This window comes from Faecalimonas umbilicata (assembly GCF_004346095.1).
GTDB lineage: Bacteria > Bacillota > Clostridia > Lachnospirales > Lachnospiraceae > Faecalimonas > Faecalimonas umbilicata.
Window position 1 is genome coordinate 1 of the sequence record NZ_SLZV01000006.1, and the last position, 25,973, is coordinate 25,973.

Genomic DNA, 25,973 nt, shown 5'->3' on the forward strand with positions numbered 1-25,973 from the left:
TAGATAGGACAGAGGTGGAAGTGCAGTAATGTATGGAGCTGACTGTTACTAATCGGTCGAGGGCATAACCAAGTGGTGATAGGAGAATGGATGGAAGAGAAAAACTTAGAAAAGTAGTTGACTGTATGTGATTTTGAAGGTATAATATCTTCAGGTTAATCCTCAATAGCTCAGTCGGTAGAGCACTCGGCTGTTAACCGAGTTGTCGTTGGTTCGAGTCCAACTTGGGGAGTTTAGAAATGATTATTTCTAAAAGTGAAAAGACGAATAAGGCTCCTTGGTCAAGCGGTTAAGACATCGCCCTTTCACGGCGGTAACACGGGTTCGATTCCCGTAGGAGTCATTCACAGTTAATAATAGCTGTAAGACAAAAGAATATGCCGACATGGCTCAATTGGCAGAGCAGCTGATTTGTAATCAGCAGGTTATCGGTTCAAGTCCGATTGTCGGCTTTTGCTTATGCAAATAGTAAGCGGTCTTTTAGGTAAAGACAAAATGTTTTGGACCTTTAGCTCAGTTGGTCAGAGCAATCGGCTCATAACCGATCGGTCCCGGGTTCGAGTCCCTGAAGGTCCACTTTAAGATAATTTCATATGGCCCGGTGGCTCAGTTGGTTAGAGCGCCGCCCTGTCACGGCGGAGGTCGAGGGTTCGAGTCCCTTCCGGGTCGCTTGTATCAAAAGATACATAATTTCATATCCCATGGGATCATAGCTCAGCTGGGAGAGCATCTGCCTTACAAGCAGAGGGTCATAGGTTCGAGCCCTATTGGTCCCACTTAGCAGATAACTGCTGAAATGCCGGCGTGGCGGAACAGGCAGACGCACAGGACTTAAAATCCTGCGGGACTTATACTCCCGTACCGGTTCGATTCCGGTCGCCGGCATTACACCAAAAGGTGTAATAATTAAATATTGTGTGGGCGTAGCTCAGCTGGATAGAGCGTTTGGCTACGGACCAAAAGGTCGGGAGTTCGAATCTTCTCGCCCACGCTTAAATCCCTTATTGAAGTATCGATAAGGGGTCTTTTATATGCTGATGTTTGAATGAAACAGAAGATTTAGATTATAGCATTAGAAATAGACAAAAATAAAAAATATATGGAAAAAATACAACAAATATAGTATAATAGATACAAGAATCAGATAATTAATCAGTCATTAAAAGGCGGTGATTTTTATGACGAAGAACACGATTATTACAATTGGCAGACAGTTTGGAAGCGGAGGTCATGAGATTGGAGAACTGCTTGCAAAGAAACTGGGAATTCCATTTTATGACAGAAATCTTGTGAAAATGGCGGCAGAAGAGCTCCATATTACAGAAGAGCAGGCGGAACTGGAAGACGAGAAAAAATTGATGAGTATTGTATCGAACTACAATCTGGCAATGGGCGGATATAACGATTTTATGGCAAACGCTGAGTTTTATGCACCTGTTGGAAGAGATCTCTATGCGGTACAGTCTGCGATTATCAAGAAGCTTGCACAGAAGGGATCCTGTGTGATTGTTGGAAGATGTGCAGATTATGTGTTAAAGGATTATCCGGGATGTATTAATGTATTTATTTGTGCTTCTAAAGAAGACCGGAAAAACCGTGTCATGGACAAGTATCATTTATCAGAAAGAAAAGCAGCGGAAAAGATGAAGAAAATTGATCGAGAGAGAAAGTATTACTATGAGACCTATTCCGGAAAGGAATGGGGCAGCATTCAGTCTCATCAGATTCTTATGAACAGCAGTCTTCTGGGAAAAGAAAAAATTGTAGAATATCTGGCAGCTTTGTATAATGAACAGCAGGAAGAATAATATTGCTGTATAAAGGAGTAATGGGATAGATAGAACAGTTCCATTCAAAGTAGAAGTGAAAAAGAATACATAAAAAGAATTTTACAAAATTTAAGAGGAAACCGGCAGTTTGCTGGTTTCTTTCTTTGAGCGAACAGCTTTTGAGAATAAACATAAACAATAGTAAAGGTGAAAGTATGGAGAAGAGAAAAAGAGAGAAAAAATTAACGATGATAGAAGGAAGTATTATTAAAAGTATTATGCTATTTTCGATTCCACTTTTAATTGGAAACTTGTTCCAGCAACTGTATAATACAGCAGATTCCGTCATTGCGGGAAACTTTATTGGGAAAGAAGCGCTGGCAGCGGTAGGATCAAGCAATTCCTTGATCAATTTGATCATTGGGTTATTTATTGGCATATCTACGGGAGCAGGTGTGATCATTGCACAATATTATGGGGCAAAAGATAAAGAAAAAATGCAATGGGCAGTTCACACATCGATGATGCTCAGCATTATCGGAGGGGTTCTCCTGACATTTATCGGAGTATTTTTATCGCCGCAGATTCTAAAGGCGATGGGAACTCCTCCGGAAGTAATGGAACAATCTGTAATTTATCTTAGAATTTATTTTATGGGTTCTCTTTTTAATATTACATACAACATGGGGGCAGGGATTTTAAGAGGTGTCGGAGATTCTAAGCGTCCACTCTATTATCTCTGCATTACGTCAGCGGTCAATATTTTGCTGGATATTTTGTTTGTTGTAGTTTTAAGGATGGGCGTAAAAGGGACAGCGATTGCCACGGTTATTTCACAGGTTATTTCGTCAGTACTTGTTGTCTGGACCTTGTGCAGGGATGATGATATTTACCGTATGTATTTTAGAAAACTTCGGATAGATGTGAGAATGATGAAGAGAATCCTGGCAATGGGGATTCCAAGTGGGCTACAGTCGGCAATCATTTCTTTTTCCAATGTGATCGTACAGTCCAATATTAATAGTTTTGGAGCAAATGCGATGGCGGGAACAAGCTCTTATATGAAGATTGACGGATTCGTAATTTTGCCGATCATGAGTTTTGGTATGGCTGCAATGACATTTACGGGACAGAATATCGGAGCAGGGAAATTTGATCGGGTAAAGAAAGGTCAGCATCGAACGCTATTGATCAGTGAGATTTACTCTATTTTAGCATGTTCGGTTTTACTGATATTTGGGAAACAGCTTTTAACGATATTCTCTTCAGATCCGCAGGTAAATGCAAACGGGCATCTGATGTTGAAGACGGTGATGCCATTTTACTTTTTACTTGCAATCGCACAGGTGTATACAGGAGTTTTGAGAGGTGCCGGGCGGTCTATGGCCGCAATGCTTCTGATGGTGGGAAGTATGGTAGGGATCCGAATGCTTTGGGTAGGAATTATGACTTCGATCATTCCGAAGCTTTCCACTGTTCTGTGGGGATACCCGGTCTCATGGAGTGCAGCCGCACTGGGTGTGATCATCTATATGTGGAGAGTGGACTGGCTTCATCTCGGGGAAAAGAAAGAAAAATATAGTGCATAAAAAATGCGTCATGAAATGATAAGTGAATCATTTCATGACGCATTTTTATAAAAGTAAAAATTGGATTTATGCAAGCAAGGTATCCGCAAGTGATGCAAGAGCAACCTCTGTTTCTGGTTTTACAGTTGATTTTACAGTAATAACGTTCTCACAAATGGAGATATTTTTCAATGTCTCAAAGAATGCTTTCATCTGTTTTGCGGCCATTGGAGCCCAAGAACCATTTTCAATCAGAGCAACAGTACGTTTCTGGTAGTTCTTTGCCTTGAGGTGATGTAAGAAATCCTCCATACATGGGAACAGTCCACCATCATAAGTCGCACATGCGACAACAAGTTTAGTGAAACGGAATGCATCTGCCAGTGCTTTGGACATATCATCACGAGAAAGATCAGTCAGGACAACATTTTTCGCACCTTTTTCTTCCAGATCTTTTTTTAATAATTCCGCTGCTTTTCTTGTATTGCCATGGATGGAAGCATAGGCGATCAAAACACCATCCTCCTCAGGCTCATAGCTGCTCCAAGTGTTATACTTTTCAATGTAATATCCTAAGTTTTCTTTTAAAATCGGTCCGTGAAGCGGGCAGATCATCTGAATGTCAAGTGCAGAAGCTTTCTTTAAGAGCGCCTGTACCTGCATGCCATATTTTCCGACAATATTTAGATAATAGCGTCTTGCTTCCTCAGCCCAGTCTTCCTCTGTGTCCAGCGCCCCAAATTTTCCAAATCCATCTGCGGAGAAGAGAATTTTCTCACTCTGCTCATAAGTAACCATGACTTCCGGCCAGTGAACCATCGGTGCCATAAAAAATTGTAATGTGTGGGTACCAAGAGAAATCGTGTCTCCTTCTTTCACAATAATGGAACGGCTAGAGAGATCTAAATCAAAAAATTGAGCGATCATATTGAAGGTCTTTGCATTCCCGATTACCTGGAGTTCTGGGAATTTTTCAATCAGAGTTGCAACGTTGGCTGCATGGTCTGGTTCCATGTGGGAAACAACAAGGTAATCTACTTTTTTTCCATCGAGGGCGGTGTCAAGATTTTGAAGCCATTCGTCTGTCGCGCGTGCATCCACAGTATCCATAACGGTAACTTTCTCATCCAAAATCAGATAAGAATTGTATGAAACACCATTCGGAATGACATACTGACTTTCAAAAAGGTCTAATGTTTTATCATCTGCACCAATGTAAATAACAGAATCTGAAATCTTTGTATCTTTCATAATATTCCTCCTACAAAACTATGTGATCTGTATTATAAGCTATCGTATCTGTTTGAAATAGGTGTATTCAAAAAGATCTGCCGCAATCTATCCCTTATAGAATTACGCTGCAGAAACTAAATGAATATCTTGTATACAATAATAAATTATATAACAGATATCGTTAGATTTCCACAAATAAATGTAAAATATTTATTTCGGATGGATTCTCATGGAAGAAAACAAAAGTTCTATGCAGAATAACGAAAAAGCAGTTGGAAAAACTTATGAATTTTTTACAAAAAACAGTAGACAAATTAGCGAAAAAATGACAAACTTAAAATAAGTAGAACGAAAAAGGACTTTAGTCCTTTTCGAGCTAATGTTATTTCGATATGATACAAAAAGAGTTATTAAATATCAACAAATAAGGACGGAAAAAGAATGGAAAATAGGAGAATTTTTTTAATCGTACTGGATAGTTATGGGATCGGAGCACTGCCGGATGCAGCAGATTTCGGGGATGAAGGAAGCAATACATTAAAGACGATTACAGCTTCCAAAGCCTATGATACACCGAATATGAAGAAACTCGGCTTGTTTAACATTGATGGTGTGGACTGGATGAAAAAGGAAGAGAGTCCTGCTGGAGCGTATGGAAGGATGAAAGAGCGCTCTCGGGGAAAAGATACGACGATCGGACACTGGGAGATTGCCGGAGTTGTATCTCCAAAACCACTTCCGGTATATCCGAATGGATTTCCAGAAGAGATTTTAGAGAAGTTCCGGGAGGCAACCGGAAGAGAAGTGCTTTGTAATCTGCCATATTCAGGAACCGATGTCATTCGGGACTATGGCGAGGAGCATATGAAAACAGGAGCTTTGATTGTCTACACATCCGCAGACAGTGTATTCCAGATTGCTGCGCATGAAGAGATTGTTCCTGTAGAGGAACTTTATAGATACTGTGAGATCGCAAGGGAAATCTTATGTGGTGAGCATGGGGTAGGGCGTGTGATCGCACGTCCGTTTATCGGAGAAGCGCCGAACTTTCAGCGAACTGCAAACCGTCATGATTTCTCACTGCTTCCGCCGAGAGATACAATGCTTGATGCAATCTTAGAGGCAGGATATGACACTTACGGAATCGGAAAAATTTATGATATTTTCGCAGGTAAGGGGATTGCACACACACAGAGAATCCAGAATAATGTGGACGGCATGGAGAAGACACTTGAGATGCAGGAGAAGGACTTTAAAGGACTCTGTTTTGTAAATCTTGTTGATTTTGATATGATGTATGGCCACCGCAATGATATTGAGGGATATGCAAATGCTGCAACAGTATTTGACAGACAGTTAAAAACATTCCTGGAGCGCATGAGACCTGAGGATATTCTGATGATCACAGCAGACCATGGATGTGATCCGGGATTTAGAGGAACAGACCACTCCAGAGAGCATACACCGCTTTTGATCTGCGGGGAAGATATCAAAGAAAATGTAAATCTTGGGACAAGAGAGACATTTGCGGACATTGCTGCAACAGTATTGGATCTTCTTCATGTGGAAAATAATACAGACGGAACGAGCATGAAGGAACTTATTATAAAATAGTAACAGGGAAACAGTAGGAGAAAGAAAAAAGAAACGGAGGTAGGAGCGTGGAGTATGTAATCGAGATGAACCATATCACCAAACAGTTCGGGAATTTTAAAGCGAATGACGATATCACCCTGCAAGTAAAAAAGGGAGAAATCCATGCACTGTTAGGTGAGAACGGGGCGGGAAAATCCACACTGATGAGCGTTCTTTTCGGCCTGTACCAGCCGGAAGAGGGAGAAATCAAGATCAATGGGAAGGCAGTTAAGATCAATAATCCAAATGATGCCAACGATCTTGGAATCGGAATGGTACATCAGCATTTTAAATTGGTGCACAATTTTACAGTCCTTGAAAGTATTGTCCTTGGAAGAGAGACTACAAAATTTGGCACATTAAAGATGGATGCCGCAAGAAAAAAAGTGATGGAGCTTAGTGAAAAGTATAAATTTAAGATCGATCCAGATGCCTATATCTCTGACATTACAGTTGGAATGCAGCAGAGAGTGGAGATTTTAAAGATGCTTTACTGTGATAATGATATTTTGATCTTCGATGAGCCGACAGCAGTATTGACACCGCAGGAGATCCATGAGCTGATGAAAGTGATGAAACAGCTTGTGGCAGAAGGAAAATCCATTATATTCATTACGCATAAGCTGAATGAGATCAAGGAAGTGGCAAACCGGTGCAGTGTACTAAGAAAAGGGAAATATATCGGCACGATCGATGTGGCAGAGACTTCAAAGGAAGCAATGTCAGAGATGATGGTAGGACGAAAAGTTAATTTCCATGTGGACAAGCCGGAGAAAACGCCGGGAGAGCCGGTATTGGAAGTAAAGAATCTGACCATTGCCTCCAAGCATGAAGGGCAGCATGCAGTAAAAGATGTGTCTTTTGCGGTGCGTAAGGGAGAGATTCTCTGTGTTGCGGGGATTGATGGAAATGGACAATCCGAGTTAGTATATGGAATTACAGGATTGACTCCGATTGAAAAAGGACAGATTATTTTAAACGGAAAAGACATCACAAAAGAGAGCATCCGGCGTAAGTGTCTGGATGGAATGGCTCATATTCCGGAAGACAGACATAAAGATGGTCTGGTGCTTGACTTTTCGCTTCAGGAAAACCTTGTATTGCAGAGTTACTACACGGAACGGTTTCAGAAACATGGTTTTTTAAAATTTGATGCAATTCGGAAATATGCAAAAGGACTGATCGAGAAATTTGATATCCGTTCCGGTCAGGGAGAAGACAGCATTGTCCGGGGAATGTCTGGAGGAAATCAGCAGAAAGCAATCATCGCAAGAGAGCTTGACAGAGATCCAGAGATCGTTATTGCAGTGCAGCCGGTACGTGGTCTGGATGTTGGTGCGATTGAATATATTCACAAACAGCTTGTGGAGCAGAGAAATGAAGGAAAAGCAGTGCTGTTAGTGTCACTGGAATTGGATGAAGTAATGGATATCAGCGACCGTATCATCGTAATGTATGAAGGTGAGATTGTTGCAGATGTCAATCCAAAGGAAATTACGGTAGAGGAACTTGGTCTTTATATGGCGGGTGCGAAAAGGAGTGTGAAGAATGAAAAATAAATGGAAAAATATCTGGCGCGGAGACGGAATCGTCAATTTTAGTTCTTCCATTCTGGCGATTGTCTGTGGATTATTATTTGGATTTATTATTCTGCTGTCCAGCAATCCGCAGCAGGCATACTATGGATTTATGATGATCCTTCAGGGAGGATTTACAGACGGAATTCAGGGGATTGGGCAGATGCTTTATCTGGCAACCCCGATCATTATGACAGGACTTTCTGTCGGATTTGCATTTAAGACAGGACTTTTTAACATTGGAGCATCCGGACAGTTTACCGCAGGAGCTTTTGCAGCAGTATTTGTCGGCGTGAAGTTTACATTTCTTCCACCGGGACTGCATTGTCTTGCAGCGCTTCTTGCAGCAATCCTTGCCGGAGCCATCTGGGGATTGGTACCGGGCTTGTTGAAAGCATTTTTCAATGTAAATGAGGTAATCTCCTCAATTATGATGAACTATATCGGAATGTATCTTGTAAATATGATGATTCAGAGAACAGTATACGATCAGGTAAAGAACCAGACTATGGCCGTTGCAGACGGGGCAAACCTTCCGAAAGCAGGGTTAGACAAATTGTTCCCGGGTACCAATATCAATATCGGTATTCTGATCGCAATTTTATGTGTGATTCTGATTTATATTATTTTGAATAAGACGACATTTGGTTATGAATTGAAAGCGTGCGGAAAAAATCCGAACGCAAGTAAGTATGCCGGAATCAATGCAAAAAAGAGTATTGTTCTTTCAATGGTGATCGCAGGTGCGCTCGCAGGGCTTGGCGGAGCATTGTTATACTTGGCAGATTCCGGAAAATACATGCAGGTACTTGATGTAATCGCACCGGAAGGATTTTCCGGAATTTCGGTTGCACTGCTCGGACTTTCCAATCCAATTGGAATCTTATTTGCGGGACTGTTTATCGGACATATCACAGTTGGCGGTTACAACATGCAGCTATTTGATTTTGCGCCGGAGGTTATCGATATTATTATTTCTGCGATTATTTACTGTGGAGCACTGTCGCTGTTATTTAAAAATCTGATCTACAAGATTCGCATGAGAAAATCTGCGAAAAAGAATAAGAAGGAGGGCAAATAATGAGTGTAGTATATTTTGTTATTCAACAGACGATGTATTTTGCGATCCCGCTTCTTATTGTAGCAATCGGGGCAATGTATTCTGAGCGAAGCGGTGTCATCAACATCGCAATGGAAGGTATTATGGTCATGGGAGCTTTTGTTGGAATTTTCTTCATCAATATTTTCCAGGACAGAATGAGTGGACAGAAATTATTATTGCTGGCAATCTTGATCGTAGCAGTTGCCGGAGGATTGTTTTCTCTGCTTCATGCGTTTGCTTCTATTAATATGAAAGCAGACCAGACGATCAGTGGTACTGCATTAAACTTATTTGCTCCGGCATTTGCGATTTTTACAGCGCGTATGATCCAGGGGGTACAGCAGATACAGTTTACAGATACATTTCACATTGATAAAGTTCCGGTACTTGGAGATATTCCGGTGATCGGGGATATGTTTTTCCAGAATTGTTATATTACAACATACATCGGAATCGGAATCTTTCTTGTGGCAGCTTATGTGATTAAAAATACAAGATTCGGTCTTCGTCTCCGCGCCTGTGGAGAGCATCCGGGAGCAGCAGATTCTGTCGGTGTAAATGTGGCGAAGATTCGTTATGCCGGGGTTATCATCTCTGGTGTACTGGCTGGAATCGGTGGGTTGATCTTTGTTATTCCGACTTCTACAAACTTTAATGCAAGTGTTGCCGGATATGGTTTCCTTGCAATTGCAGTGTTGATTTTTGGACAGTGGAGAAGTAACAAAATTTTAATGGCAGCATTTTTCTTTGGAATCATGAAGACATTGGCAAGTGCATACTCTGCAATTCCATTTTTGAAATCGTTGCCAATTCCAAACGAAGTATATAAGATGATTCCGTACATTGCGACATTGATCGTATTAGCGTTTTCATCTAAGAACTCTCAGGCTCCAAGAGCAGAGGGAATCCCATACGATAAGGGAAGCAGATAATAGAAAGGAGTGGCAGACACCATGAGAATGTATGATCTGATCATGAAGAAAAGAAATGGTGAAGCACTGACAGAGCAGGAGATTCAGTATATGATCCGCGAGTATGTAGCAGGAGAAATTCCGGATTATCAGATGTCAGCGTTTTTGATGGCGGTTTATTTCAAAGGAATGACCGAGGAAGAGACACTTGCGATGACACAGGCTGTGGCGCATTCTGGAGAGATGGTAGATTTATCCGGAATCGAGGGCGTGAAAGTGGATAAGCATTCCACAGGAGGTGTCGGGGACAAGACAACTATGATCATTGCTCCGATTGTTGCGGCTTGCGGTGTGAAGGTTGCAAAAATGTCCGGAAGAGGACTTGGACATACAGGTGGAACAGTGGATAAACTGGAATCCATTCCGGGACTTCAGACATCTCTTTCCAGAGAAGACTTTTTCAACGTAGTGAATCAGACCGGATTGAGTGTGATCGGACAGTCAGGAAATCTCGCTCCGGCAGATAAAAAACTGTACGCGCTCCGGGATGTAACAGCGACAGTGGACAGTATTCCACTGATTGCAGTATCGATCATGAGTAAGAAACTTGCAGCAGGAAATGACTGTATCCTTCTTGATGTAAAAACTGGAAGTGGTGCATTTATGAAGAGTATTGATGATTCTATCGCACTTGCAAAAGAAATGGTAGCGATCGGAGAGAATGCTGGAAGAAAGACTGTGGCACTGATCACAGATATGGATATTCCACTTGGACATAATATCGGAAACAGTCTGGAAGTGATTGAGGCGGTAGAGACATTAAAAGGAAATGGTCCGGAGGATCTGACAGAAGTCTGTGTACATCTTGCATCGAACATGCTTTTCCTTGCAGGAAAAGGAACGCTGGAAGAATGCAGATCACTTGTGCGGGAAGTAATCGCAAATGGTGAGGCGTTAAAAAGACTTGCAGCAATGGTGGAAGCACAAGGCGGAGACAGCTCTGTGATCTTTGATACAGATAAGTTTGAAAAAGCGGCATATCAACATGAAGTACTCGCAAAGAAAAGCGGATACATTACATTTATGGATACAGAAAGCTGTGGGATTGCCTCTGCTATGTTGGGGGCAGGCCGTGAGACAAAAGACAGCCAGATTGATTTTGCAGCAGGAATCATCTTAAAGAAAAAAGTTGGAGATTACGTGGAGGCAGGAGAGCCTATGGCGGTCTTCTATGCAGATAAGGAAGAATTATTTGCAGCAGCAGAACTGAGATATCAGGCAGCTGTGACGATTGAAGATGAGAAAGCAAACGAGACTCCGCTTGTATATGCGAGAGTAACCAAGGATCAGGTAGAACGCCTTGCATAGCAATGTGTATAAAAAAATTAAGAAAGGAGAACGTGATGACAGAAAAGGAAATCATGAGACATGTGGATCACACACAGCTGAAAGCATTTGCCACATGGGAAGACATTAAGAAACTGTGCGATGAGGCAGTGGAATATCAGACTGCTTCGGTATGTATTCCGCCATGCTACATTCAGAGAGTGAAGGAGGCATACGGAGAACAGATCAATATCTGTACGGTCGTAGGTTTTCCACTCGGTTACAGTGTGACAGAGGCGAAGATCGCAGAGACAAAGAAGGCGCTGGAGGACGGTGCGTCTGAGATTGACATGGTCATCAATATTTCAGATGTGAAAAATGGTGATTATGCGGCGGTAGAAAAAGAAATTGCAGCATTGAAGGAAGTTGTTGGAGATAAGATCTTAAAAGTGATCATCGAAACATGCTATCTGACAGAAGAAGAGAAAATTGCAATGTGTAAAGCAGTAACAGCGGCAGGTGCAGATTACATCAAAACTTCTACTGGATTTGGAACAGCAGGAGCGACTATTTCGGATATTCGTCTGTTCAAAGAAAATATTGGTGAGCATGTGAAGATGAAAGCAGCCGGAGGAGTGAAGACGGTAGAAGATCTGGAAGCATTTCTTCAGGAAGGCTGCGATAGAATCGGAACAAGTTCCGCGGTAAAATTGATTCAAGGTCATAAGACGAATGAATATTAAAAAAGAAAAGGAGAACTTATTATGAAAAAGAAGATTTTAAGTCTGATCTTAGCAGGAGTCATGGTTATGAGCATGGCTGCATGTGCAGTAAAAAAACCGGGTGCAGAGGATACTGCAAAGGACGGTGACAAGAAAGATTCCAAGGGAGGTTATGAGCTGGCGCTGATCACAGACGTAGGAACAATCGATGATAAATCTTTCAACCAGGGATCATGGGAAGGTCTGGAAAAATATGCGAAAGAGCATGATATCACTTACAAATATTACAAACCAGCAGAAAAATCTGATGAGGCATGTTTAAATGCGATCGATCTTGCTGTCAAAGGTGGAGCAAAAGTGGTTGCAACACCAGGATTCCTCTTCGAGGTGCCTGTATACGAAGCACAGACAAAATACCCGGATGTATCTTTCATCATCATCGATGCACAGCCGGTAAAAGATGGGGAAGCAAAACTCGAAGACAATGTACTTTCTATTTTCTATGCAGAAGAGCAGGCAGGATATCTTGCAGGTTATGCAGCAGTAACAGAAGGTTACAGAAATCTTGGATTTATGGGTGGAATCGCAGTGCCAGCGGTTATCCGTTACGGATATGGATTTGTTCAGGGAGCAGATGCAGCAGCAAAAGATTTAGGTCTTGCAGCAGGTGATGTTTCAGTGAAATACACTTATGTAGGAAACTTTGATGCTTCTCCGGAAAACAATGCAAAAGCAGCAGCATGGTACAATGAAGGAACAGAATGTATCTTCGCATGTGGCGGTGGAGTTGGTAACTCTGTTATGAAAGCAGCAGAGACAGCAGGAAAAGTAGTAATCGGTGTCGATGTAGACCAGTCAGTAGAGTCTGATACAGTAATCACTTCTGCTATGAAGAATCTTGGAGATTCTGTATATGATGCAGTTGCAAGCTACTATGATGGAAACTTTGCAGGTGGAACAACTCTGAACTTAAGTGCAAAAGATGACGGAATTCAGCTTCCAATGGAAACTTCTAAATTTACAAAATTTACACAGGAAAAATACGATGAACTGTATGGAAAATTAAAAGATGGATCTATCAAAGTAGAAAATGATACTGTTGCAGAAGATGCAACAGGTGTTCCGGCAGAGATCGTAAAGGTAGAGCTGATCAAATAAGCATATGGAATGCAAATATTTATATCAGGTGCTTCCGTTTCTGAATGAGATTGACAAAAAGAAACGGGAGCGGTTTGAAGAGTATTTTTACAGTGCACCGGTGTGGCTGATGGATTCTTTTCAGATTGTAGAACTGGATGCCGGCGTGGTCTTTGTCAAAGAGAACACGCCGGTTGATACCATCTATATCATTGGTCGTGGAATGATCAAGGCGACAGATTACCGAATCTATGGGATCACTTATGACTTTATGAGATTTGAGGGAGTCTATGCGATGGGCGGGATGGAGGTTATCATGGATCTAGACCGTTATTGTACAACACTTGAGACGGTTACCCCTTGCACTATCGTAAAAATAGCAAAAGAAAAATATGCCCGCTGGCTGAATTCCGATATCCGTGCTCTGAAGCTGGAAGCGAAGATCATGGGACATTACCTGTTTGAACAGGGCAAGAACAGTCGGGCATTTTTATTTTTACAAGGAGCAGACCGGCTGGCATTCTATCTTGTGGAAACTTATACAAAATATGCAAAAAATGGCATTTTGTATGTGGACAGTACCCGTCAGGAACTTTCGGAATCTTCCGGGCTCTGTGTGAAGACAATCAACAGGGCGGTAAAGAAATTCGAGGAGAATGGATGGATCACGAGAAAAGGAAGTAAGTTCTATATAGACAGTGAACAGTACCGGAAAATGAATGCAGTCGTATCGGAACTGATAGAGAGGTAGAAGTATGAATCAGATTTATGAAAAATTGTTAAATTGCAGCAATGCAGTAAAAAGTAAAGTAAAATTTCAACCAGAGGTGGCTCTGATTCTCGGATCAGGTCTTGGTGATTATGCAAAAGAAATGCAGGTGGAGGAGTCGATTGAGTATTCTGAGATTGAAGGATTCCCAGTTTCCACAGTTGCAGGACATCAGGGAAGATTTCTTTTCGGATATGTAGAAGGGGTTCCGGTAGTCGCAATGCAGGGAAGAGTACATTTCTATGAAGGGTATCCGATGTCAGATGTAGTACTTCCGGTGCGCCTGATGGGATTGCTTGGAGCAAAGACCGTTATTTTGACAAACGCAGCAGGTGGTGTGAACTTTAACTTCCAGCCGGGTGACCTGATGATGATCACAGATCAGATTACGACCGCAGTGCCGAGTCCGCTGATCGGTGCAAATCTTGATGAACTGGGACCGAGATTCCCGGATATGAGTGAAGTGTATGATAAGGGACTTCGTGAGATCATTAAACAGGCTGCAAGAAATGTAAAAGTTTCTATTCAGAGTGGTGTGTATATGCAGTTTACTGGACCAAGCTATGAGACTCCGGCAGAGATCAGAATGTGTCGTGCGCTCGGTGCGGATGCAGCCGGAATGAGCACTGCATGTGAGGCTATGGCAGCAAGACATATGGGATTGAAAGTATGTGGAATCTCCTGCATCACAAATATGGCAGCGGGAATGTCCAACCAGCCTTTGAATCACAAAGAAGTGCAAGAGACAGCAGATCGAGTGGCAAAAGAATTTAAGGCACTTGTGACCGAGACGATTCGTCTGATAGGAGAACAATAGATGGATGAACGAGAACTGATCGAACATGCATACAGAGCGAGAGAGTATGCATATACCCCATACTCAGATTTTCGCGTAGGGGCTGCGCTTCTTACAAAGTCAGGCAAGTTATATTATGGCTGTAACATTGAGAGCGCATCTTACACGCCGACAAACTGCGCGGAACGAACCGCATTTTTCAAAGCGGTCTCAGAAGGTGAGCGGGAATTTGAAGGGATTGCGATTGTCGGAGGCAAAGGAACAGGGCGCAGCGGAAATGTATGTGCACCGTGTGGAGTGTGCAGGCAGGTCATGCAGGAATTTTGCAGACCGGATGAATTTTACATTGTGCTGGAAGATGGGAAAGGCGGATGGAACAAATATTTGCTGAAAGAATTACTTCCACTTGGATTTGGACCGGAGAATCTCCGATAGAAAACAGAATCAAAGAAAAATAAAACAGAAAGAGGTACAAGAATTTCATGCTTGTATCTCTTTCTGTTTTTGGAAATATTTTTTGATCAGATAAGCTTTTTCATCATCCAAAGCATATCTGTGTAAGAACCGTCGGCATATTTCATGTTATCAGGGAATGTGCCGTAGGTCTGAAAACCTAATTTTTTGTAGAGCGCGACAGCGGAGGTGTTATTTGCGGCTACTTCCAGTTCCGCCTGCTCGTATCCCAGTTCTCTGGCGACAGAAAGTATCGTACTTAGCATCATCTGTCCGATCCCGCAGCCCCAATATTTTTGATACAGTGCGATTGCGATCTGACAGCGATGCTGATACCTTTTAAATGGACCAGCGCCGGAAAGAGAGCAGTTTCCGATATGGCAGCCGTCCGCTGTTGCGAGGAGCATCAGTTCCCGGGGATTATCGATCGTATTCTGAATAAAGCATTCTTCCTGCTCTGAGGTGAGATGAAATTCATCGGGCTCCCGGAGCAGAAAAGGAGTTTCAAAACTGGTGATCTTCATATAAGTGATTAGATTCTCGGCATCTGAAATCTCGGCATTTCTGAGTGTGATGATCCTTCCGGTCTTATCTTCTTTTTCGATGGGGGTTATTCTCATACAACATTCCTCCTTGTCTGTCATTTGAAAGTATTTGAATTATAATCCTAGGGAGATAAATGTGCAATGCAAATTTACAGAAGATTTTTCAGATGAAATCCCGGAAATAGAAATATTGATAAAAATAGATCTAGAAAATCATGAAAAATAGATAAAATAATGATAAAAAATATCAAAAAGAAATGAAAAATATCAAAAACAAGTAAAAATAAACAAAAGAAACGAAGTTTTTCTTTACAATAAGTGCAAAATATACTAATATAAGGATATTGACAAACGAACTGGAGGGATATGATGAAAGGGAATGTGATCGTAGGACAGTCAGGAGGTCCGACAGCGGCAATTAATTCGAGCCTTGCTGGTGTTTACTGCACTGCAAGAGAGCGTGGGGCAAAGAAAGTGTATGGGATGCTGCATGGCATTCAGGGATTGATGGAAGGCAAGTATGTGGATCTTTCGGATTTTATCAGAAGTGATCTGGATGTAGAACTATTGAGAAGAACACCGGCGGCATTTTTAGGTTCTTGCAGATATAAACTTCCAGAGATTCATGAGAATCAGGAAGTTTATGAGAAGATTTTTGATATTCTTGAAGAATTAGATATTGAATGCTTTATTTATATTGGCGGAAATGATTCGATGGATACAATCAAGAAGCTTTACGATTATTCCATGGTAACGGGGCGTGGACATACGAATTTTCTTGGGGTGCCGAAGACAATCGACAATGATCTGGCACTGACCGACCATACACCGGGATATGGAAGTGCAGCAAAATATATCGGAACATCGGTAAAAGAAATTATCCGTGACGGACATAGCCTGCGCTATGAACACGGACTTGTTACCATCGTAGAGATTATGGGAAGAAATGCAGGTTGGCTGACAGGTGCAGCTGCACTGGCAAAAGGAGAGGACTGTGAAGGGCCGGATTTAATCTATCTGCCGGAACTTGTATTTGATGTGGACAAGTTTGTTGCAAAAGTGAGGAAGCTTTTGGAGAAGAAATATTCAGTTGTTGTGGCAGTTTCCGAGGGAATCAAGACCGCAGATGGGAAATATGTGTGCGAACTCGGTTCTAATGTAGATTTTGTAGATGCATTTGGACATAAGCAGCTGACTGGAACTGCAAACTATCTGGCATCGCTGATCGCAGGAGAGATCGGATGCAAGACAAGAGCTGTAGAACTTAGCACGTTGCAGAGAGCAGCATCGCATTCTGCTTCGAGAGTGGATATCCTTGAAGCGAGTCAGGTAGGTGGTGCGGCAGTGAAAGCCGGAGATGAAGGAGACAGCGGGAAAATGGTTGTCATGCTTCGGTTATCCGATGATCCATATCAATGTACAACCGAGGTAAAAGATGTGCACAAGATTGCGAACGATGAGCGTCTTGTTCCAAGAGAATGGGTAAATAAGGAAGGCACTTATGTGACAGATGAGTTTATCACTTATGTACGGCCGCTGATTCAGGGGGATGTATCTCCGGTTATGGTAGATGGAATTCCGAGACATCTGTATCGACCGATTGATTAGTGAGAAACAAAGCAATGGAGTCTCTCCTGGTGGGAGACTCCTATAAGGATATTGAAATAAAATCATTCATTTTTTCCATCACTTTCGTGATGATCGACCGTTCTGTAAAAAACAGATTTCAAAATACAATTCGACAAATTCTGAAAAATCCAATAGAAATCATAAAGAAAACAAAGGAATATAAATTACATGGGCATAGGAAACATTCTGTGTACTGGAGAGAAAAGGAGGCATGTGTTTGGAGAAGAAGGAATACGATATTATTAAAATAGTACAGCATGGAAAATATTGTGAGCGGATCCAGGATACAATTTTCGGACAGACGTTGATCTATTGGCTGAAATATCACCCGCAGACAGCGAAAGAGGAATTGTGGAATCTTATGCGAAAGATGCTTCTGCAGATCACATGGTTTCATAAATACGGAGAAAAACAAACTTATGGTTACTTAAGTCCATACAGCGTCATTGTAAAGGAGGACGAAGAGATTTATCTTTTGGATCTGGAGGCCGAAGGAAGCAGAGAAACGGTACGTCAGATTCAAAGCCGGACGGTGCGGAAATACTTCTCAAATCCCGAAATTTACAAGCAGAAAGGAATCTGTGAGGCAGTAGATATTTATAGTTTTGGCAGAACACTTCAATATATGTTGTCCCAAAGTGAGCCGGATCCTCCATTGACAAAAAAGGAAGAATATCAGTTGGCAAAGCTGATCCAGAATTGTCTGAAGGCAGATGGAGAGAAGGGATATATTACTTTTTCTATGGTGGAGAAGCATTTCCCGAAATTAAGATCCAGGCGAAAAAGAGAAATAGAAAAGAAAATGCCAGTGGTTGCCCTTGGTTGTGCAGTGATGGTCATCTTTGGAAGCGCGGTTGGAAAAAGGATGACAGATCAGTCAAAAGAGAAGGGAAAAATCATACAGGCAGATGAGACAAGGGAGCAAGAGGGAGCGACCTTAGAAAATTTCGGATATACAGAGAAACTAGAAGAGGTTGTTTGGAAAATTTCAGAGCGGGAGCAAACAATAGATGGACAGGTACTTGCGTTAGAAATTTATTTAAAGGAGAGTGGTAGGGGAGCGGAAAAGGAAGAGGCATTTCTCTGTCTGGCACAGCGGTATGAGGAGAATGATCGGATAGATGATGCAGCGGAGATCTGCAGGAGAGGCAGAAAGGTACTTCCACAGTCAAAGTTGCTTGCGCTTACATATTTGGAGATTTTATGGAATGTGGAGGGATTGGAGCTTGAGATGAAAGCACAGGTGACAAAGGGGATCCTAACGGAACTACCAGAAATTCAGGAACAAGAACAGTTTAAAATATTGAAAAGAGCATACGGATTCTAAATTTTATTTTCAGGACAAAGACATAAAAACTCCCTAAAAAGGGAGGATGCCAGATGGTATAAAACGCATCTGGCATGTATTATGAAAAAGTTTTTCTAAAAGTATGTGAATACTGTTAACGTCTGTTTCAAATGTTGTTTCATTTGATAGTCTTAGTATATGACATAGAAATGAAGAAACCGTGTGAATCAAATGAAAAAAATTTGAAAGAAATATGAACAAAATGTGAATGGCAACAAGTTATCGACGGAAAGCAAATGCCGGGAGTCCGTTTTCAAATGGAACCTCAACGTTTCCCTGAATCAGTGGCAGTGCATAGCGGATAAAATCTTCACTGATGTCAGAACCATCGTTTGTGATCCAGGAAAGAGGAACTCCTTTTTCTTTGTTGCAGATGTTGTTTACATCGGCGGTTGTGTAGGTAAGTTTATAAGGATTGTCATTTGTTCTCTGGAAAGATACCATTTTTCCTGTTTCCCCTAGAAGTGCAGCCTGTACACCATAAGTTCCTGCGCAGACAGCCTCATCTAGGTCGGCAGCAGAGAGACAAGCAGAAGAGCATCTCTGGCTGACATTGAGTTCTACAGAGCGAACTTTAATACCAAGACGTTCTTTTACGAGGTTTTCAAGATATTTTCCAGAACCCGTGAGCATCTTGTGACCGAAGTTGTCCACTCCGACATCGCTTGCATATTCACACACAAATGTACCATTACCGTCGTTGATTCCTTCGGAGATACATACAACAAGGTTTGGTGTTGTCTCGAGTGCCGTTGATACTTTTTCGATGAAAGCATCCTGGTCAAAAGCGACTTCTGGAAGGTAGATCAAAACCGGGTTATCTTTTTCAAATTTGCGGGCAAGGACACTGGCAGCAGTCAGCCATCCGGCGTGGCGCCCCATGATTTCCACGATTGTGACGGATTTTTTATTGTCGTAGACCGAAGCGTCGATGGCAATTTCACGGACAGTAGAAGCTACATATTTTGCAGCGCTTCCAAAGCCAGGTGTGTGGTCGGTTTCCACAAGGTCATTATCAATCGTTTTTGGAATCCCGATGAAACGGATATCACTCTGGATAGAGGCGGCATAGCGGGAAAGCTTGCTGACAGTGTCCATGGAGTCATTTCCACCAATATAGAAGAAGCAGCCAATGTTTCTGTCAGAAAATTTCTCAAACAATTGAGGATAAACAGCATCTGTAAGATCTTCCGGCAGCTTATAGCGGCAGGAACCCAAGTATGCTCCCGGTGTTGTGCGGATTCGCTCTAATTCCCCGTTTTCTGAAAGTGGACGCATGTCAATCACCTGATCGTTTAAAAATCCTTCAATCCCATTGATCATTCCAAAGACTGTCTCGATGGCATCTGTCTGACGGAGTCCTTCCGTTACAACACCGTAAAGGCTTCCATTGATTACAGCGGTTGGTCCGCCGGACTGTCCTACAATTATATTTTTCATGTAAATTACCTCCAAAAAATGATTATGCTTCTACTATATCGGAAATATCAGGAATTTACAATATAGCTGTTGGAAAATGTCAGGAAATGGATTATACTATGGAAAGATTGAAAATAGATGAGGTGAACGAAATGAAATATTTATCCATTGCGATTCCATGTTACAATTCGGAGGATTATATGGACCGGGCAATACAGTCTCTTCTTCCGGGGGGAGAAGATGTGGAGATTATTATTGTAAATGACGGATCGACAGACCACACATTAGAGATTGCAAGAAGGTATGAAAAAGAATATCCGACCATTGTAAAAGTGGTGGACAAAGAAAACGGAGGCCACGGGGATGCAGTGAATGAAGGGCTGAACCATGCCTCCGGTATGTATTTTAAAGTGGTAGACAGCGACGACTGGGTAGAAGAGACGGCGCTTGAGAAGATTCTGGATGTATTGAAGGGATGGTATCAGCAGGGAAGTCTGACGGACATGCTCATCTCTAATTATGTATATGAAAAGGTTGGAGTGAAGAATAAGAAAGTGATTCATTACCGGAATGTACTTCCGCAGGATCGCATCATGACATGGGGGGATATCGGAAGATTTCGTCTGTCGCAGTATATTTTGATGCATTCTGTGATTTACCGGACAGAATTATTGCGTAATTGTGGATTGAAGCTGCCAAAGCATACATTTTATGTGGATAACATTTATGTGTACTATCCTTTGCCGCATGTTACATCACTATATTATCTTGATGTTGATTTTTACCGGTACTTTATCGGAAGAGAGGATCAGTCAGTCAATGAGAAAAATATGATCAAACGTATTGATCAGCAGCTTTATGTGACAAGGACTATGATCGACATGTATTCTATGCGGAAAATTTCCAGCAGGAAGCTGAGAAATTACATGATCAACTATCTTGCGATTATGATGACAGTATCTTCGATTATTCTGATCCGCTCTAAGACAGAGGAAAATCTGGAGAAGAAAAAGGCGCTCTGGAAGTATCTGAAAGAAGTAGATTATCGGGTATATTGGAAGATTCGGTACAGTATTCTTGGACAGACGATGAATCTTCCGGGAAATTCCGGAAGAAAAGTATCGGTGCTTGCGTATGAGGTGGCGAGAAGGATCATCGGATTTAATTAACGTACGGTCATTTTTATTTCTTGCTGTGTTGGAAATATATTCGTTGTGCAAAGAGCATCAGAGAAGAAAATGGAAAAGAATGTATAAAAGACGGTGTCTGGTAACATACTTCTGAGTGTAACGATGGGAGAATCGTGAAATTGTGAGAAGAAAGAGGTAGGAAACTATGGCACAGAGTTTGAAAAACAGTAGAACAAAGGAAAATTTGATGAAAGCATTTGCGGGAGAGAGTCAAGCCAGAAATCGCTATACCTTTGGAGCAGAGCTTGCGCGCAGGCAGGGACTATATGCAGTCGAAAAGATATTCTTATTTACAGCGGAGCAGGAACGGGCACATGCAGAGCGTTTCTATGAGCTGTTGAAAGAGATGACAGGGGAGACGATCGAAATTCAGGGGACTTATCCGATTGACGACAACGAACAGATTTTTGGGGCTTTGAAGGCGGCTCAACATAATGAATTCGAGGAAGCAGATGATGTGTATCAGGCTTTTGGAGAGACTGCAAAGGAAGAAGGATTTTTAGAGGTTGCTTCTGCGTTCTTTCAGATTGCAGAGGTAGAAAAACTTCACGGGAGAAGATTTGCCAAAGTGGCAAGACTTTTGGAGGATGGTTCTTATTTTCAGGCGGCAAAAGAAGGAAAATGGATGTGTCTGAACTGTGGGCATATCCACTCCGGAAAACAAGTTCCGGGAATCTGTCCGTTGTGCAGGCATGAGAGAGGATATTTTATCCCACTGTCACTTGCACCGTATACAGGAGCGTTGACAGGAAGTGAAATGGAAGAATAAAACAGAAGAATTAAAAAAGCAAAGGTATTTTTGCCATCCTATCTGAATAAAGTGTGATGGGGTGATCATATGGCAGACCAGAAAATTGAAAATTTATTGAATCTGGCACTGAGTGCAAGTGAAGAAGAACGAGAAAAATCTTTGGAGTTGGATGTGGGATACTACCCGATTGCACGAACATGGGAAGTGATTATAAAATATTCGGGAACGCTTGGGCAGGTTAGAGAAATTGCAGAGAGTGTTGTGGAATTGAGTAATGAGTTTGCTATTGTGACTGTCCGGGAAGATCGTCTGGAAGCGCTGTCGGGGATTGAGGCGGTAGAGTATATAGAGAAGCCCAAGCGATTGTTTTTTCAAGTGGAAAATGGAAGAAGAGTGTCTTGTATGACTTCGGTGCAGATCCGACCGCCAAAACTTTATGGGGCCGGTGTGCTTGTGGCAATCATTGATTCAGGGATTGATTATGCAAATCTGGATTTCCGGAATGCAGATGGAACGACAAGAATTTATGCACTCTGGGATCAGACAATTCCCGGAAATCCACCGGAAGGCTATGTGCAGGGAACAGAATACACGCAGGAGAAGATCAATGAGGCGCTGCAGCAGGAGAACCGGACAGAACGAATGAAAATTGTACCAAGTGAAGATCGATCTGGGCATGGAACCGCTGTGGCGGGAATTGCAGCAGGAAATGGAAGAGGAAGTCAAGGAGCCCGCTATCAGGGAGTTGCATCTGAGAGCGGGATTCTTGTCGTCAAGCTCGGTACACCGAGGGAGGAAGGATTCCCAAGAACGACCGAACTGATGCAGGCAATTGACTATGTGGTAAAGAAGGCTCAGAGAGCAGGAAGACCTGTCGCAATCAATATCAGTTTTGGAAATACATATGGTTCACACACCGGCACAAGTTTGTTGGAGCGATTTATTGCGGATATTGCAAACTTGTGGAAGAGCGTGATCTGTATCGGCATGGGAAATGAAGGTGCAAGTGCGGGGCATACTGCAGGAATCCTTAAAGAGAATACGGAAGAGCGGATTCCGCTTGCGGTACAGATGAAGGAGACGGTAATCAATGTGCAGATTTGGAAAAGATACCATGACATTGTTGATATCTCTCTGATTTCTCCGGCAGGTGTGCAGATCGGACCGATACCAGAGGTAATCGGTACACAACGTTTTGTGGTCGGAGATACGGAAATTCTGCTGTATTATGGAGAGCCAAGTCCGTTTCATGTCTCACAGGAGATTTTTATCGAGTTTCTTCCAAAAGATTCGTATATTACGCCGGGCATATGGCAGTTTGTTCTGACTCCAAGAAAAATTGTGACAGGGGAATATGACTTATGGCTTCCGAGTGAGAATGTCTTGAACAGGGGAACTGCATTCCGCTACCCGACCGAGAGGGGGACATTGACGATTCCGTCGACTTCACAGAGAGTGATCAGTGTAGGAGCATACGATTCATTGACGTTTGCCTATGCAGATTTTTCGGGAAGAGGAGGACTTGAAGGAGAAAGTAAACCGGATCTTGTGGCGCCAGGAGTAGATATTACAGCGCCGACACCGTCCGGAATTTATCAGACATTCACCGGAACATCGTTTGCTACACCATTTGTTTCCGGAGCGGCGGCACTTATGATGGAGTGGGGGGAATGAGTTATTATATTGTTAAGTTAGAAAGAACCCAGTAAATATAAGGGTTTCACTGACTTTTGTCCTACGAAAAAATGAGAAATACCATGATAATTTTGATGATGAGTACCGGTATCAGAGTCAAAATTGAGTGGTGAAAAGGAGGTTTGCAATAATATAACTCAAGGTAGTCAGAGTATAAATTTGATAGGTGATTATGTAATGCAGTTTTTTTCCCGCCCGGAAGAATGATGTATTTATGTAGCAATGTTGAGAGTTATATTTGCGAGGCAAAACGAAAGAAAGGTGGCATAGAATTTGAAAAAGACGATCTATGAAAAAATGGGTGGAGCATATATTAGGTATGGGGATTATCTTATCCCATGTCTTACCCTGCCGGAGGAAAAACAGAGATTTATCGGTGTATGGTGGCAAAAACATTTGCGGTATTTGAAGGAGTACCGCAGGGGCATATATCTGAATCTGATTACAAGTGGAAAGTTAAATGATTATTTAGCTGATATAGAAGAACAGGCACAGGAACGTTTTGAAAGGGTTGTAGAGCAAATGGAACAGGCACAGGGGATTACAGAACAGTTAAAGGCAGACGATACCTTAGAGTGGATAGGGAGAATGAACAATATACAAGCATGTGCGAGGGAGATCGTAGATAATGATATAATTTATCAATAAGGAAAGGAGTATGATGGAAAGCAAGTCTGAAGACGGCTTGCTTTTTGCTTTACAATGAAGGTGGTTGTTGTATAATTATATGTAAAGTAAAAAAGTTATTTAGTGTGAAGTAATAAAGGAAATATATGATGGGAAAGTATAAAATTTTGATAGTTGAAGATGATAGTGATTTAAGAGAAGGTCTTTCCTTCTCTTTTTCAAGTGATGGGTATGATGTTCTGGAGACAGAAACCAAAAAGGAAGGTTTACAGGAAATAAAGAAAGGTGGCTGTGATCTGGTTCTTCTTGACTGTAACTTACCGGATGGAACAGGGTTTGAACTTTGCAAAGAGGTTCGCAGTTACAGCAATATTCCGATTATTATGCTGACAGCTCGTGATACAGAGCTGGATGAGATAAAGGCTTTAGAATTAGGAGTAAATGATTACTTGTCAAAACCATTTTCTCTTGGAGTATTAAAGGCAAGAATGAAGCGGATCCTTCAGGAAAAATCGGAAAGTACAAAAATTATCTCAGGAGAATTAAGCATAGATCAGAGTGTCTGCAAAGTATATAAACGAGACGAAGAGATTTCACTTAGCAAATTGGAATACCGTCTGTTATTGTATTTGGTTGAGAATAAGAATCATATCCTTTCTAAAGAGCAGATTTTAGAGAAAATATGGGATAGTGATGGGAAGTATGTAGATAACAATACGGTGTCTGTAAATATCAGCAGACTTCGTACAAAGATAGAGGATGATATATCGAAACCCAAATGGATCCAAACAGTTCATGGGATTGGATATATCTGGAAGGAATAAAAAGATGTGGATTACGCTAATTTTAGCAATGCTTTTGTGTTTGTCGATTGGATATACCATATATCAAAAGAGAAAAACGTATCGCTTAATTGACCGTTTGTTGGATCGTGTGTTAAGCCGGGAAATGATTGTAGCTTCTGATCTGGAAGAAGGAGAATATTCTGCCCTTGTCAGCAAAATCAAGCAGATACAGGAAGTGCTTGGCAACCATGCGAGCAGTGCGGAACAAGAAAAAGAGCAGGTGAAAAGTTTGGTATCCAATATGTCTCATCAATTAAAAACTCCCCTGGCGAATATTTCTCTTTATGCAGAAATTTTAGGTAAAGAGGAAATTACGCCAGAACAGAAAACAGTGTTTTCTGAAAAAATGCAACGGCAGGTTGATAAACTGAGCTGGATTGTAGAGTCTTTATCGAAGATGGTAAAGTTGGAGCAAAATATTGATGGCTTCGAAGGGAAAGCAATAGGAATCAAGCAGACGATCTTAGACGCAGTAGATACGGTATATGAGAAACTGGAGAAAAAGGAAATCAACTTTACATTGGAACCATTTGAGGACAGATTATTGTATCATAATCGTAAATGGACAGCAGAAGTATTTGTAAATTTGTTGGAAAATGCTGTTAAGTACACCGATAGAGGAGGAACCATTTCCATTTGCGTAAAAAGTTATGATTTATACACTGAGATTCAGATTGCAGATAATGGGCGTGGTATCCGGCAGGAGGAAATGACCGATATATTCAAACGATTTTATAGAAGTCCAGAAGTTGAGAACCTGGAAGGTTCCGGGATTGGTTTATATCTCTCTAATCTGATTTTGGGGAAAGAGAAAGGATATATGACAGTGGATTCCGAGTACGGAAAGGGAAGTTGTTTTTCTGTATTCTTACAAAACTGTAAGAACTAATCATCCGTTTGTAAAGAAATTGCAAGATACGGCAGTT

The 25,973-nt window shown here is 41.7% G+C and carries 23 protein-coding genes and 8 tRNA genes; 28 read left to right on the forward strand and 3 right to left on the reverse strand.

Features of this window, described 5'->3' with window-relative positions:
- Positions 1-159: 159 nt before the first annotated feature.
- The 10 genes from EDD74_RS03785 (at position 160) to EDD74_RS03830 (ending at position 3,358) form a co-directional block, all read left to right on the forward strand.
- A tRNA-Asn gene (locus EDD74_RS03785) sits at positions 160-232 on the forward strand.
- 39 nt (positions 233-271) lie between these two features.
- A tRNA-Glu gene (locus EDD74_RS03790) sits at positions 272-343 on the forward strand.
- 36 nt (positions 344-379) lie between these two features.
- A tRNA-Thr gene (locus EDD74_RS03795) sits at positions 380-452 on the forward strand.
- A 50-nt stretch (positions 453-502) separates the two neighbouring features.
- A tRNA-Ile gene (locus tag EDD74_RS03800) sits at positions 503-576 on the forward strand.
- A gap of 19 nt (positions 577-595) precedes the next feature.
- Positions 596-669, forward strand: a tRNA-Asp gene (locus tag EDD74_RS03805).
- Positions 670-703: 34 nt separating this feature from the next.
- Positions 704-776, forward strand: a tRNA-Val gene (locus EDD74_RS03810).
- Between the two features lie 22 nt (positions 777-798).
- Positions 799-885, forward strand: a tRNA-Leu gene (locus EDD74_RS03815).
- 32 nt (positions 886-917) lie between these two features.
- A tRNA-Arg gene (locus tag EDD74_RS03820) sits at positions 918-991 on the forward strand.
- Between the two features lie 187 nt (positions 992-1,178).
- A complete protein-coding gene (locus EDD74_RS03825) occupies positions 1,179-1,808 on the forward strand; it encodes a cytidylate kinase-like family protein (RefSeq protein WP_016440951.1) in 630 nt (209 codons plus the stop codon).
- A gap of 176 nt (positions 1,809-1,984) precedes the next feature.
- Complete coding sequence (locus tag EDD74_RS03830; protein ID WP_116441205.1) at positions 1,985-3,358, forward strand: MATE family efflux transporter; 1,374 nt, start codon at positions 1,985-1,987, stop codon at positions 3,356-3,358.
- Between the two features lie 66 nt (positions 3,359-3,424).
- Here EDD74_RS03830 and EDD74_RS03835 read toward each other — a convergent pair whose 3' ends face one another.
- Complete coding sequence (locus tag EDD74_RS03835; RefSeq protein WP_008974781.1) at positions 3,425-4,588, reverse strand: FprA family A-type flavoprotein; 1,164 nt, start codon at positions 4,586-4,588, stop codon at positions 3,425-3,427.
- Positions 4,589-5,011: 423 nt separating this feature from the next.
- Between EDD74_RS03835 and EDD74_RS03840 the strand changes: the two genes are divergently transcribed.
- From EDD74_RS03840 to EDD74_RS03885, 10 genes are read left to right on the forward strand one after another with little or no spacing between them, the layout of a single operon-like run.
- Positions 5,012-6,184, forward strand: coding sequence for a phosphopentomutase (locus tag EDD74_RS03840; protein ID WP_008974782.1), 1,173 nt, complete (start codon positions 5,012-5,014; stop codon positions 6,182-6,184).
- Positions 6,185-6,231: 47 nt separating this feature from the next.
- Positions 6,232-7,764: an ABC transporter ATP-binding protein gene (locus EDD74_RS03845; RefSeq protein ID WP_008974783.1), complete on the forward strand. Its 1,533-nt coding sequence runs from the start codon at positions 6,232-6,234 to the stop codon at positions 7,762-7,764.
- Entirely contained in the window at positions 7,754-8,863 is a 1,110-nt protein-coding gene (locus tag EDD74_RS03850) for an ABC transporter permease (protein ID WP_008974784.1), read from the forward strand. Before EDD74_RS03845 ends, EDD74_RS03850 begins: the two co-directional genes overlap by 11 nt.
- Positions 8,863-9,816 (forward strand): ABC transporter permease, encoded by a 954-nt coding sequence (locus EDD74_RS03855; protein ID WP_008974785.1) that lies wholly within the window; start codon positions 8,863-8,865, stop codon positions 9,814-9,816. Before EDD74_RS03850 ends, EDD74_RS03855 begins: the two co-directional genes overlap by 1 nt.
- Before the next feature lie 21 nt (positions 9,817-9,837).
- Positions 9,838-11,163 (forward strand): pyrimidine-nucleoside phosphorylase, encoded by a 1,326-nt coding sequence (locus EDD74_RS03860; RefSeq protein WP_016440949.1) that lies wholly within the window; start codon positions 9,838-9,840, stop codon positions 11,161-11,163.
- Between the two features lie 35 nt (positions 11,164-11,198).
- Positions 11,199-11,864 (forward strand): deoxyribose-phosphate aldolase, encoded by a 666-nt coding sequence (deoC, locus tag EDD74_RS03865; RefSeq protein ID WP_008974787.1) that lies wholly within the window; start codon positions 11,199-11,201, stop codon positions 11,862-11,864.
- Positions 11,865-11,885: 21 nt separating this feature from the next.
- On the forward strand, positions 11,886-13,001 hold the full coding sequence (locus EDD74_RS03870) for a BMP family lipoprotein (RefSeq protein ID WP_008974788.1): 1,116 nt from the start codon (positions 11,886-11,888) through the stop codon (positions 12,999-13,001).
- 4 nt (positions 13,002-13,005) lie between these two features.
- A complete protein-coding gene (locus tag EDD74_RS03875; RefSeq protein ID WP_008974789.1) occupies positions 13,006-13,731 on the forward strand; it encodes a Crp/Fnr family transcriptional regulator in 726 nt (241 codons plus the stop codon).
- Between the two features lie 4 nt (positions 13,732-13,735).
- Positions 13,736-14,566, forward strand: coding sequence for a purine-nucleoside phosphorylase (locus tag EDD74_RS03880; RefSeq protein WP_008974790.1), 831 nt, complete (start codon positions 13,736-13,738; stop codon positions 14,564-14,566).
- Positions 14,567-14,980, forward strand: a complete 414-nt coding sequence (locus tag EDD74_RS03885; protein WP_008974791.1) for a cytidine deaminase — start codon at positions 14,567-14,569, stop codon at positions 14,978-14,980.
- 86 nt (positions 14,981-15,066) lie between these two features.
- Here EDD74_RS03885 and EDD74_RS03890 read toward each other — a convergent pair whose 3' ends face one another.
- Positions 15,067-15,618: a GNAT family N-acetyltransferase gene (locus tag EDD74_RS03890; RefSeq protein ID WP_116441206.1), complete on the reverse strand. Its 552-nt coding sequence runs from the start codon at positions 15,616-15,618 to the stop codon at positions 15,067-15,069.
- A gap of 294 nt (positions 15,619-15,912) precedes the next feature.
- Here EDD74_RS03890 and EDD74_RS03895 point away from each other — a divergent pair, with 294 nt between their 5' ends.
- Both EDD74_RS03895 and EDD74_RS03900 read left to right on the forward strand, forming a co-directional pair.
- Complete coding sequence (locus tag EDD74_RS03895; protein ID WP_008974793.1) at positions 15,913-17,151, forward strand: 6-phosphofructokinase; 1,239 nt, start codon at positions 15,913-15,915, stop codon at positions 17,149-17,151.
- 232 nt (positions 17,152-17,383) lie between these two features.
- Positions 17,384-18,499, forward strand: a complete 1,116-nt coding sequence (locus EDD74_RS03900) for a protein kinase family protein (RefSeq protein ID WP_242990081.1) — start codon at positions 17,384-17,386, stop codon at positions 18,497-18,499.
- Positions 18,500-18,739: 240 nt separating this feature from the next.
- Here the strand turns inward: EDD74_RS03900 and EDD74_RS03905 are convergent, their stop codons facing one another.
- The gene (locus EDD74_RS03905; protein ID WP_116441209.1) at positions 18,740-19,960 is read right to left on the reverse strand and encodes a 6-phosphofructokinase; all 1,221 of its coding nucleotides are present in this window, start codon (positions 19,958-19,960) and stop codon (positions 18,740-18,742) included.
- Positions 19,961-20,091: 131 nt separating this feature from the next.
- Between EDD74_RS03905 and EDD74_RS03910 the strand changes: the two genes are divergently transcribed.
- The 6 genes from EDD74_RS03910 to EDD74_RS03935 all read left to right on the forward strand — a co-directional run bounded on the left by EDD74_RS03910 (position 20,092) and on the right by EDD74_RS03935 (position 25,936).
- Positions 20,092-21,108: a glycosyltransferase family 2 protein gene (locus tag EDD74_RS03910; protein ID WP_009262493.1), complete on the forward strand. Its 1,017-nt coding sequence runs from the start codon at positions 20,092-20,094 to the stop codon at positions 21,106-21,108.
- 166 nt (positions 21,109-21,274) lie between these two features.
- Positions 21,275-21,898: a rubrerythrin gene (rbr, locus tag EDD74_RS03915; protein WP_116441210.1), complete on the forward strand. Its 624-nt coding sequence runs from the start codon at positions 21,275-21,277 to the stop codon at positions 21,896-21,898.
- 69 nt (positions 21,899-21,967) lie between these two features.
- Complete coding sequence (locus EDD74_RS03920; protein WP_242990083.1) at positions 21,968-23,554, forward strand: S8 family peptidase; 1,587 nt, start codon at positions 21,968-21,970, stop codon at positions 23,552-23,554.
- Positions 23,555-23,848: 294 nt separating this feature from the next.
- Entirely contained in the window at positions 23,849-24,223 is a 375-nt protein-coding gene (locus tag EDD74_RS03925) for a TnpV protein (protein WP_116441211.1), read from the forward strand.
- A 128-nt stretch (positions 24,224-24,351) separates the two neighbouring features.
- A complete protein-coding gene (locus EDD74_RS03930; RefSeq protein ID WP_174704834.1) occupies positions 24,352-25,026 on the forward strand; it encodes a response regulator transcription factor in 675 nt (224 codons plus the stop codon).
- A 4-nt stretch (positions 25,027-25,030) separates the two neighbouring features.
- Positions 25,031-25,936 (forward strand): sensor histidine kinase, encoded by a 906-nt coding sequence (locus EDD74_RS03935; RefSeq protein ID WP_116441404.1) that lies wholly within the window; start codon positions 25,031-25,033, stop codon positions 25,934-25,936.
- Positions 25,937-25,973: the final 37 nt, after the last annotated feature.